Here is an 11,434-nt window from a genome sequence, read left to right on the forward strand (position 1 = left end):
CCATTAGGATGGAGCAAGGAAGGATTAAAGATAATGGCAAAGCTAAGGGTATTTAGCAAGAATGGGAGGAAAATTTAAGGGAAATAAGTGTGTTTAAGGAAGATGAAAAAGCCTTCAAGGTAAGTAAGAAGAAAATAAAAGAAGCGATAAGAAAGATAAATAAATCTTCACGTGAAGTTATGAATAATATAACGATATTGAACATAGGGAAAGTAACGCCAATTTACAGGATATTAAAATCAATAAAATATGAAAATATAATTTAAGTTTTTTAAATTTAACAAACGCCTTGAAACTAGCTAATTTAAGGGGTTGTCTATAAAAATTAACCTACAATATCTTGACACTATCTACCATTATTTTGAGTTTGATTAATATTTTCTTTTTTGTTAATCTGATTAAAAGAGGTATTTTTATCGGAAGGATTGTTTGCTAATTTATTTAATAGTTTTAAAGCTTTAGTTTTGCTTAATTTTTTATTATCAGGAACATATTTTGAGAGAATATCTAATTTTTCTTTAATATCCTTAGCAGAATTTAGCTTTTGTGCAATTTCCTCATTACTTATTAAAGAAATGATTTCGCTTTTTAAAAGAGTTTTTTTAATTTTTTCTTCCATAAAACTCCCTTCACAAATCATTTATTATAATTATATAATTCAAGCTTTCAATTTAATTACATATACAAAAAATTTTAAATTATATTCCATTTTTGTTAACTTGATGTAAAATAATGTTAGGGGTGATTAATATGTATAATTTTCAAGAAAAAGTTGATTTTATATGGAGCATTGCTGAAATATTAAGAGGTCCTTATAGAAAAGAAGAGTATAGGAATGTAATATTGCCTATGTGTATTTTAAGAAGATTTGATTGCGTTTTAGAAAATACTAAAGAAATAGTTTTACAGGAATATCAAAAAATAAAAAATCTTCCTCAGGAAGCTATAGACGAGATTTTAAATAGAAAATCAGGATGTAATTTTAGCAATATAAGCAAATTCGATTTTAATAAATTACTGGCAGACCCAGATAATATTGCTGATAATCTTAAGGATTATATAAATGGATTTTCAAAAAATGCAAGGGATATAATAGAACATTTTGAATTTCATAGAGAAATAGACAAAATGGATAAAAATAATCTTTTATATTTAGTTGTAAAAAGATTTAGCGAAATAGATTTGCATCCTGATGTTGTCTCTAACTCTGAAATGGGGCTTATATTTGAAGAATTAATTAGAAGATTTTTAGAAGATGCTGAAGCAGGTGACCACTATACACCAAGAGAAGTTATAAAGCTAATGGTTAATCTATTATTCTTAGAAGATGATGATATATTAACAAAACCAGGCATTACCCAAACAATATACGACCCATGTGCAGGAACAGGCGGAATGGGTTTAGTAGCACAAGACTATCTTAAGGAATTGAATCCATCAGCAAAGCTAGAGTTTTTTGCACAAGAAATAAACCCTCAATCCTATGCCATATGTAAAGCAGATATGCTTATTAAAGGACAAAACGCTAATAATATTAAACTGGGAAATACGTTATCGCAGGATGCGTTTCCAGATAAAAAGTTTGACTATATGATTACTAATCCTCCATACGGAGTTGAATGGAAGCCAGCAGAAGAAGCAGTAAAAAAGGAATATGAAGAAAAAGGATTTGACGGAAGATTTGGAGCAGGACTGCCAAGAATTTCAGACGGACAGCTTTTGTTCGTTCAGCATCTTGTATCAAAAATGAAGCCTGTTACAAATGAAAATCCCAAAGGTTCAAGAATAGCAATAATTATGAATGGTTCTCCGCTTTTTACAGGTGATGCTGGCTCAGGTGAAAGTGATATAAGAAAATGGTTGATTGAAAACGATTTAGTAGAAGGAATTGTTGCACTTCCTACAGAACTTTTCTACAATACAGGTATTGCAACATATATTTGGATTTTAACAAATAATAAATCTTCTAAAAGAAAAGGTAAAATTCAGCTTGTTAATGCTGTAGACTTTTATGAAAAGATGAAAAAGAGTTTAGGCAATAAGAGGAATTATATAACTGAAAAACAAATTGAAGAAATTGTAAGGATATATGGCGATTTTAAAGAAAGTGAGTATTGCAAAATATTTGATAATGAGGATTTTGGCTATAGAAAAATAGTAATAGAAAGACCATTAAGGCTTAATTTTAAAATAGATGATGAAAGAATTAAAAATCTTTATGAAGAAACTGCATTCAAAAATTTAGCCACTTCAAAGAAAAAAGGCGAAGCAGCAATTAAGGAAATAGAAGAGGGTAAAAAACTTCAAGATGCTATAATAGCTGCATTGAACTCTATTAAATCAGATAAAGTTTACAAGAATAGAGAAGAATTTACTAAAGTATTAAAAGATTTATTCAAAAAGAACCAATTAAATGTAAGCTCAAATCTTTTGAAAGCAATTTTATCTGCTCTATCTGAAAAGGATGAAACGGCAGATGCTTGCATAGATTCCAAAGGCAATATTGAGCCCGACCCAGATTTAAGAGATACAGAAAACGTTCCATTGAAAGAGGATATATATGAATATTTTGAAAGGGAAGTTAAACCTCACGTTCATGATGCTTGGATAGATGAAGATAAAACAAAAATAGGTTACGAAATACCATTTACAAGACATTTCTACAAATATACGCCATTAAGAAGTTCAGAGGAAATAAGAAATGAAATAATAGAGCTTGAGAAGATTATACAGGAGAAGCTAAAGAAGGTGATGGAGATATGAGATATAAAAGGTATGAGAGATATAAAGATAGTGGGGTAGATTGGATAGGTGATATACCTGAGCATTGGGAAATAAAAAAATTAAAACATGTTTTAAAAGAATTAGTTTCTGGAGGTACGCCTTCATCTATGAATGAAGAAAATTGGACAGAAGGTGAAGAAGGTATAAATTGGGTTAGTATTAGTGATATGTCAAATACAGATTATGTTTATGAAACGGCAAAAAAAATTACATTTATGGGATTAAAAGAAAAAAATCTTAAAATATTAAAAAGAGGAACATTAATATATTCTATCTATGCTACTTTAGGAAAAGTAGCTGAGCTTAAAATTGATGCTGTAACTAATCAAGCAATATTAGGATTAATTTTAAAGGAAGAACAAGTAAACAAACAATTTATTAAAAGATATTTAGAAAGTTTTGAGCGTTATATTCTATATTTATCAAGCAATAATACACAAAACAATCTTAATGCAGAAAAAGTAAAAAATATTGCTGTAGTCTTACCCAAGGACGATGAACAAACCGCCATTGCTGACTTCCTCGACAAAAAAACTTCCGAAATAGATTCACTTATCCAAGATAAAGAGAAATTAATATCATTGCTTGAAGAAAAAAGACAAGCAATAATAACAGAAGCGGTTACTAAAGGATTAAATCCTAATGTAAAATTAAAGGATAGTGGAATAGAGTGGATAGGGGAGATACCTGAGCATTGGGAAATAAAAAAGTTAAAATATTTAGTTAAAGCTATGAATAAGAAAGCTCTAGATAGTGATGAAGAAAGAATATATATTGGGTTAGAGGACATTGAATCAAGGACGGGGAACTTATTAATGAGTAGTTTTAATAATCAAAAGAATATTGAAGGGGAATCTATAATTTTTGAAACTAACGATGTTTTGTTTGGAAAACTTAGACCATACTTAGCTAAATGTATTTTAGCTAGCTTTCCTGGAAGATGCACAACTGAATTATTAGTTCTAAGATGTTCAAACATAATGCCTAAATATATATTTTATTTAATGCTGTCAGAGAAATTTATTAATATTGTTAATTCATCTACTTATGGAACTAAGATGCCAAGAACAAATTGGGACTTTATTGGCAATTTATATATACCTTTACCAAATAAATTTGAGCAGGAAAGTATCATAGATTGGCTAAACAAGAAATGTGAAGAGATAGATTTTTTAATAATGTCAATCAAGCAACAAATCCAAAAACTTAAAGAATATCGCCAATCACTAATATTTGAAGCCGTAACAGGGAAAATCGATTTAAGAGATTATGAATAATAAAATATCCTGGGGGGAATTTATATGTCCATTGACTATACCGAAAAAGGTTTTGAAGAAAATATTGAAGATTTTTTGGTGAATATAAATGGTTATAGAAAACGTCGTTTAGAAGGCCAGGCTTTGGATAGCTTTAAAAAGTATGCTATTGATGTAGAAATTTTGTTTGAATTTTTAGAATCAACTCAAGCTAAAGAATTAGAAAAGTTGAAAAGTGTATATAAATCATTATATAAAGAAAGAATTATCGAAAGAATTAACAAAGAATTAAATAAGAGGGGTTTAATTGATTGTTTAAGACATGGAATTAAAGATTATGGTGTCCATCTTAAACTTGCTTATAATAAACCTGCTAATAGTCTTAATTATACATTATTGAATTTATATTCTAAAAATATATTCACAGTTTCAAGACAAGTTCATTATAGTGAAAAAAATAATAATAGTATTGATATGCTTATAATGCTAAATGGATTACCTATTATTGTATTAGAGCTTAAGAATCCACTTACAGGTCAAACAGTTGATGATGCAAAACTACAGTTTATGCATGACAGAGACCCTAAGGAGCTTTTATTTCAATTCAAAAAAAGGACAATTGTTTTCTTTGCAGTAGATACAGAAGAAGTTTATATGACAACTAAGCTTGATGGTAAAGATACTATATTTTTACCATTTAATAAAGGCAATAATGGTGGGAGAGGAAATCCAGAGGTTGAAGGAAATTATAAAACACATTATTTATGGGAAGAAGTGTTTCAAAAGGATAGTTTATTAGATATTTTGTTTAATTTTGTATTTATAAAGAAAGAACAGATTAAGGATAGCACAGGAGAGATAGTTGAAGAAAGAGAGAATTTAATTTTTCCAAGGTATCATCAATTAGATGTTGTTAGAAATTTAGAATATGATACTAAAATTAATGGGACAGGGAAAAACTATTTAATTCAACACTCTGCAGGAAGTGGTAAGACAAATAGCATTTCTTGGTTAGCTCATAGACTTGCTAAATTGCATGATGATGAAAACAAACCAATTTTTCACAGCGTAATTGTCATTACTGATAGAAGAGTTTTAGATAAGCAGCTTCAGGATGCTATTTATCAAATAGAACATAAAGCAGGGATGGTTGCAAAAATAGAAAAAAATTCAAATCAATTAGCTGAAGCCATAAAAAATGGAACAAGAATTATAGTAACGACACTTCAAAAGTTCCCTTTTATAATTGATAAAATAAAAGATGTTGAAGAAAGAAATTATGCAATTATTATAGACGAAGCACATTCATCTCAAACAGGAAGGTCTGCTGCAGCTTTAAGAGTAGTATTATCAGCTAAGAGCTTGGAAGAGGCAGAGGAATTAGATAGTCAAGAAGAAGACGATATGGAAGATAGGATTAATAAAGAAATAGCAAAACTTGGTCCACATAATAATATATCATATTATGCATTTACTGCAACTCCAAAGGCAAAAACTCTGGAATTTTTCGGAACTCAAGGTATTGATGGCAAATATTATCCTTACCATGTTTATTCAATGAGACAAGCAATAGAAGAGGGATTTATATTAGATGTATTAAAAAACTATGTAACCTATAAAACGTTTTATAAAATTGCTAAAAAAATTGAGGATGACCCAGATGTCCCAGCAAGAAAAGCAGCAAGAGCAATTGCAAAATACGTATCTTTACATCCACACAACATAGCACAGAAAACGGAAATAATAATTGAACATTTTAGGCAAGTAACAAGGCATAAAATAGGCGGAAGAGCCAAAGCAATGGTTGTTACAAGTTCAAGATTACATGCTGTAAGATATAAACAGGCGTTTGATAAGTATATTAATGAAAAAGGTTATAAGGATTTAAAGGCTTTAGTTGCATTTTCAGGAACGGTAATTGATGATGGTATAGAATATACTGAGGAAGGAATCAATGGAATAAGGGAAAAAGAACTGCCTGAAAAATTTAAGGCTGATGAATATAAAATATTGCTTGTTGCAGAAAAATATCAAACGGGATTTGATGAACCTCTGCTTCATACTATGTATGTTGATAAAAAATTAGAGGGAATAAAAGCGGTTCAAACATTATCAAGATTAAATAGAACATGTAAAGGTAAAAATGATACGTTTATTCTTGATTTTGTTAATGACCCAGAAGATATAAGGAAAGCTTTTCAAACTTTTTATGAAGTAACCGAATTAGAATGTGCAACAGACCCTAATATTTTATACGATTTACAAAATGAATTAAATGCAATGCAGGTTTATACAGATGAAGAGATATTAGAAGTTGTAAAACTTGAATTGGATAAAAAAATAAAATCATCTAAAGGACAGGAAAAGCTTAATTCAATTCTTGATAAAGCTGTAAGTAGATTTAAGAGTCTTACTAAAGAACAACAAGAACAATTTAAAAGTGCAGCAGCAAAGTATATAAGAACTTATTCATTTATACTTCAAATAGGGCCATTTGCTGATTCTGAGCTGCATAAGTTATATGTTTACTTGAATTTCTTATTAAGGAAATTACCAAAAGCAGATTCTATTAAGCTGGATTTAGCTGATGAGATTGCTCTGGAGTATTATAGAAATGAAAAGACATTCGATGGAAGTATATCTTTAGTTAAAGAAGGAGAAGCGGTTTTACAGCCTACATCATTTGGTAAGACAATACGTGAAGAAGAAAAGGTAAAGTTATCTTCAATTATAGAAAAATTGAATCAAAGATTCGGGACAGATTTTACAGAAACAGATAGATTAACAATAGACCAATTAGAGCAGGATAGCATGAATAATGAGGATATTATTTTAAGTGTAAATAGCAATGACTTTGATAACTTTAAATTAGACTATACAAAAACTTTTATGGATATTCTCATTAATAGAAGAGAAGAAAATGAGAAGTTATTCTTAAAAATAATTATGGAAGAAGATTTTAGGAATGTAATAATAGATTACTTAGCAAAGAAGGTTTATGACCAATTAAGAGCAAAGTCTGTATAAAAATTTTAATCGGTAATCGGGTGGTTGTGGTTTACCACAACCGCTCAATAGCCGATATGAGTATTTTTATTATTTAAGACAATTAATTTTAAAGGGGTGGGGGATAATGAAGTTTATATATAATCAAACTCAGGATTCTATAGAGTTTAATCAAAATGATATTAGAAGCATATTTAATTTAGATTTAGAGAATGAAAAAAACAAAGTAGAAAAATTAGTGAATCAATTAAATGAAAACATATATTTATATTTAGAAAAACCTGAAGAATTTATAAAGAAATATAAAGAAGAATTAGATATTGATATAAAAGAAGAAATTTTAAATTTTAAAAGTAATGAGTTGATATTGATTAATAATTTAGACAATACTATGAAGGAAAAAACAAAGAAAATAAGAGAAGATATTTTATCAAAGTTTTTAATGATTGATAATTTATGTATTTTGATGGGGAATGGTTGTTCAATCTATGCTGGTTCAAGAGCGACAAACAATAGGCAAAACAATAGGCAGGATGAACCAAGTTATAAAAAAGTATTATCGAATTTTAATACTAGTAATAAAAAACTAAAAGAAATTGTAAATAAACTTCAACAATTGGATAGGCCTGAACAAATATTAGATAAATTATATGAAATTTTATCTTACTATTCAAATATAATTGAGGATAGTAAACTTTCAAAAAAAATAGAGAATTTAATTTTAGAATTTAAGAAAGTTTTTATAAAAGATTATGTTTTAGATATAGATTATTCAAGTAATTTTTTGCACAAATTATTTTTAAAACGTTTAATTTCAAGAAACCAAAAATTACCTAGGGTAAATATATTTACTCTTAATTATGATTTATTAATAGAAAAGTCAGCTGAAGAATTAGAGATATTTGTTAATAATGGATTTTTGGGATTTCAAAAAAGAATATTTTCACCTTCGATTTATTATACGGATGTTCATTTAAATCATTCTGATGGTTCAAAGTCCTACACAAAAAGTATTAATTTATATAAATTGCATGGCTCACTATCATGGGTTTTAGATGAAGAAAAAACACCTTATGGGATTACTGAAATACAGTGTAAGTTTAAAAATAATAAAATTGAATTAGAAGGTGATAAATTACCTAACTGTATTATTTATCCTGTGCAAACCAAGAAGAAATATTCTTTAGATTTACCATACAGTGAGATGTTTAGACAGTTTGTAGAAGTTATAAATAGACCTAATACAGCTTTGTTTATTATGGGATATAGTTTTCTTGATGAGCATGTAAATGATATTATAACAAATGCTTTAGCAAATCCAAATTTCAATTTGGTTGTTTTCTCATATCAGGATGAGACAGATGAAAATATTGCACCATATTTAAAAAAGTTATTTGATGTTAGTAAAGAAGATTCGAGGATTACTGTATTAAGTGGAAAGATTCTAGGTAATTTTAAATACATTGTAAAATACTTAATTCCATATCCACAAAATGACAGTATTGAGAAAGTTATTTATCAAACGCTAAAAAAGATTAAGGATGGTGCATTATAAATGAATTATGATGATTATAAAATTGGTAGAATTGTAAAAATACAAGAAGGTCATATAACAGTCGAAGTCACTGAGCAAAATTTGATTGATAAGTTAATAATAGATTCTATTTATAGAGATTTTTTAGTCACAATAAATGGACTTTTATATTGTTATTTACCCAATGGTAAGAAAGCAATTGCTAGAATTAATCAAATAAATGATAAAAAATCGTCATATAACGAAGATATTTTTATTAATAAGCAAAAGAACTATATAGTTGAAGCAGTTCTTATTGGTGTTTATGATGATTATGAAGAAAGTTTTCAAAGAGGCATAAACTTATTTCCTATTATTGGTTCAGAAGTTTATTCAGTGAATAATAAGTTAAAATCAAAAGTGTTAAGAAGTAAATATAAATATGAATTAAGTATAGGTATAAGTGTTTTTAACGATGATAATATTGTATATGCTAACCCAGATATATTGTTTGGTAAGCATTTAGGCATTTTTGGTAATACTGGTTCAGGTAAAACTTGCACTCTTGTATCAATAATTCAAGGATTAAAAAAAAGACTTAAAAAAGGTGAAACAGATATTACTAATATATCACCAAAGATAATTATTTTTGATACTAACGATGAATATGAAAAAGCATTTAGTGATGGAATTTTTAAAATTAAAATATATAATAATACCGATTTGAAATTACCTCATTTCAAATTGAATGATAGTGAATACATAAAATTTTTCAATGCAAGTGAAGGTATTCAGTTGCCAACATTAAGAAATGCATTATTAAGGTTAAGAGAAAAAAGAATATTTAGTATAGAAGATATTTTAGAAGAAATTGAAGTGCAGTTAAATAAAATAGCTGGTCAAGATAACAATTATAAAAGACAATTAAGAAATTGGTTAGCACCATTATATAATAGAATTTACTCAATATTAGATAATGATATTTTAAAGGAAATATTGGTTTGTGATAAAGATATAGTAGAAGAAATTATGAATGATGATAGTGAAATTACATTAATTAAAGCTGAACTAGATAAAAATGAACTTGATATTGTTATGTTTTTATTTGCTAAAATACTATATAGTTATTGTATTGAATCTAGAGATACGAATAAATTGAAAAATATTGTATTAATATTAGAAGAAGCACATAGATATATAAATGATAAAGAAGCTAACGATTATAAGTTAGGATATTATTATATTGAAAGATTAGCTAGAGAGGGTCGAAAATATGGAATTAGCTTAATAATATCAAGTCAGCGCCCTTCAGAATTATCAGAGACTGTGATATCCCAATGCAATTCATTTATTATACATAAAATTACTAATAAAAAAGATATAGAAATAATGAACAAAATTTTAGATATTAGTAGTCACAATTTTATAAATCTATTACCCAACATTGAAAAGCAACATGCATTAGTTATGGGTGAAGCATTTAATCATAGTGATATAGTTCAGATATTTCCAGCAAATCCACTACCAAGAAGTGGTGACCCCAATGTTATTGATAGTTGGAAAGTTAACGAACAAAATGAATATTTAGATGAAATAAAGGAAAGGGATTATTTTAAAGAAGAACAAGTTGCATTAGATGCTAATTTAGACCGAGGAAAGGATTATTAATTATAATCATAAAATATTTAAAGAATATTTATATACTTAACATGTTAACTATATTTGACTAATTTATTTATATAAAAGGCAAGAGTTTTGTATATATATCTAATAATTTCAAGGGGACAAACAAGACAAAAGTATATTTTGTTAGACATGTAAAGTCTAAGTTTTTTTAGGTTGATTTAATAAGACCTCTTTGTGAAGAAGGAGTTAAAGCCTGTTTGAAGGTTACGGAATTTTTTCAGGATAGAAATATTGATATAATATTTTCAAGTCTATACAAAAGAGCTATTTATACTATAATGGATTTTACTGATAAGGTTAATCTTGAAATTAACGTTGTTGATGAATCTAGGGAAAGAAAAATTGATGATTTATGGATAGAGGATTTTGATTTATTTGAAAAAATAATAGCTTTTGCCTGAGTGAAAAGATAAATTATAATTGGGGGGATTATTATGTGGTTTATAATTATAACCTTGATAATCTGGGGATTTTATGTGTTTTACATGAAAAAACAATTTGAGGATGGGTTTAGATTTTCCGAAACGCTAATTCCTTTAATTTTTCTCTGCATTATTACAGCAATATGTCTTGGCGTAAATTTTGTAGCTTCTGTTGTTCCAAGTCTTAATGATGGAATAGCTATTCATAATTTTTTAGCAAAACTGATAATTGGTGATGAAAAGTGGAGTGTTCAACTTTTTAAGTTATATTTTGATTGGTCGGTTTATGTTAGCATATTTTTAATTTTGATATATTCGATTATAAAGGTAAACAAAAGATAGAAATAATAAAAGGGAACCATTGTTAAAGTTCCCTTTTATATGTTCTAAATAGAATGAAAAGAATTATAATGTTCGTTATTGCAACTTTCTTAATAATAATATCTTCCCCACATAATTTTTTACCTGTCAATATCTTTTGAAAATGTCACCTAAAAATAATTTAAAATAAAGTTAATTATCGTATGAAAATGTCATTTAGATGGGTAAAAATTAGGGGGGCTTTGCCCCCTAGAACCCCCATCCTCGCCGGAAGGCAGAGGGGCAGATTAAACTGCCCCTAAAAGGCAATAGGATACTATGCCGCCTGATGTCAAGGCCTTTCGCGGCATAAACGGGCGCCCTCCCACAAGTGGGCCCCTCCCATTTATTCCACGGTGCCTTGACATCACCCGACTAACAGTCCTATTATCAAAAGCTAACATTTA

Annotated in this window: 8 protein-coding genes and 1 pseudogene; 8 read left to right on the forward strand and 1 reads right to left on the reverse strand. The window is 28.0% G+C overall.

The features are described 5' to 3' along the window. Positions 1 to 266 (forward strand): annotated as a pseudogene (locus CAAU_RS03440) (ISLre2 family transposase); the annotation flags it as partial. Between the two features lie 80 nt (positions 267 to 346). Here CAAU_RS03440 and CAAU_RS03445 read toward each other — a convergent pair. Then, positions 347 to 619: a hypothetical protein gene (locus CAAU_RS03445; RefSeq protein ID WP_008908047.1), complete on the reverse strand. Its 273-nt coding sequence runs from the start codon at positions 617 to 619 to the stop codon at positions 347 to 349. 131 nt (positions 620 to 750) lie between these two features. Here CAAU_RS03445 and CAAU_RS03450 point away from each other — a divergent pair, with 131 nt between their 5' ends. The 7 genes from CAAU_RS03450 to CAAU_RS03480 all read left to right on the forward strand — a co-directional run bounded on the left by CAAU_RS03450 (position 751) and on the right by CAAU_RS03480 (position 11,009). Continuing rightward, entirely contained in the window at positions 751 to 2,763 is a 2,013-nt protein-coding gene (locus CAAU_RS03450; RefSeq protein WP_008908048.1) for a type I restriction-modification system subunit M, read from the forward strand. Beyond that, positions 2,760 to 4,061, forward strand: a complete 1,302-nt coding sequence (locus CAAU_RS03455) for a restriction endonuclease subunit S (RefSeq protein ID WP_008908049.1) — start codon at positions 2,760 to 2,762, stop codon at positions 4,059 to 4,061. The genes CAAU_RS03450 and CAAU_RS03455 overlap by 4 nt, the downstream gene beginning before the upstream one ends. A gap of 24 nt (positions 4,062 to 4,085) precedes the next feature. Further along, positions 4,086 to 7,067, forward strand: coding sequence for a type I restriction endonuclease subunit R (locus tag CAAU_RS03460; protein ID WP_008908050.1), 2,982 nt, complete (start codon positions 4,086 to 4,088; stop codon positions 7,065 to 7,067). Between the two features lie 106 nt (positions 7,068 to 7,173). Beyond that, entirely contained in the window at positions 7,174 to 8,601 is a 1,428-nt protein-coding gene (locus CAAU_RS03465) for an SIR2 family protein (protein WP_008908051.1), read from the forward strand. Then, positions 8,602 to 10,227 (forward strand): ATP-binding protein, encoded by a 1,626-nt coding sequence (locus CAAU_RS03470; protein ID WP_008908052.1) that lies wholly within the window; start codon positions 8,602 to 8,604, stop codon positions 10,225 to 10,227. It abuts the gene before it with no gap. 179 nt (positions 10,228 to 10,406) lie between these two features. Further along, positions 10,407 to 10,646 carry a histidine phosphatase family protein gene (locus CAAU_RS13825; protein WP_083852792.1) on the forward strand — a complete coding sequence of 80 codons (240 nt, stop codon included), beginning with the start codon at positions 10,407 to 10,409 and terminating at the stop codon, positions 10,644 to 10,646. Between the two features lie 33 nt (positions 10,647 to 10,679). Further along, positions 10,680 to 11,009, forward strand: coding sequence for a hypothetical protein (locus CAAU_RS03480; RefSeq protein ID WP_008908054.1), 330 nt, complete (start codon positions 10,680 to 10,682; stop codon positions 11,007 to 11,009). The last annotated feature ends 425 nt before the right edge of the window (positions 11,010 to 11,434 follow it).

The organism is Caloramator australicus RC3, assembly GCF_000297115.1.
GTDB lineage: Bacteria > Bacillota > Clostridia > Clostridiales > Caloramatoraceae > Caloramator > Caloramator australicus.

Bases quoted from the DNA above. Each gene is read 5' to 3' on its own strand.
- CAAU_RS03445 (WP_008908047.1), bottom strand. From the start codon at position 619: ATGGAAGAAAAAATTAAAAAAACTCTTTTAAAAAGCGAAATCATTTCT.
- CAAU_RS03450 (WP_008908048.1), top strand. From the start codon at position 751: ATGTATAATTTTCAAGAAAAAGTTGATTTTATATGGAGCATTGCTGAA.
- CAAU_RS03455 (WP_008908049.1), top strand. From the start codon at position 2,760: ATGAGATATAAAAGGTATGAGAGATATAAAGATAGTGGGGTAGATTGG.
- CAAU_RS03460 (WP_008908050.1), top strand. From the start codon at position 4,086: ATGTCCATTGACTATACCGAAAAAGGTTTTGAAGAAAATATTGAAGAT.
- CAAU_RS03465 (WP_008908051.1), top strand. From the start codon at position 7,174: ATGAAGTTTATATATAATCAAACTCAGGATTCTATAGAGTTTAATCAA.
- CAAU_RS03470 (WP_008908052.1), top strand. From the start codon at position 8,602: ATGAATTATGATGATTATAAAATTGGTAGAATTGTAAAAATACAAGAA.
- CAAU_RS03480 (WP_008908054.1), top strand. From the start codon at position 10,680: ATGTGGTTTATAATTATAACCTTGATAATCTGGGGATTTTATGTGTTT.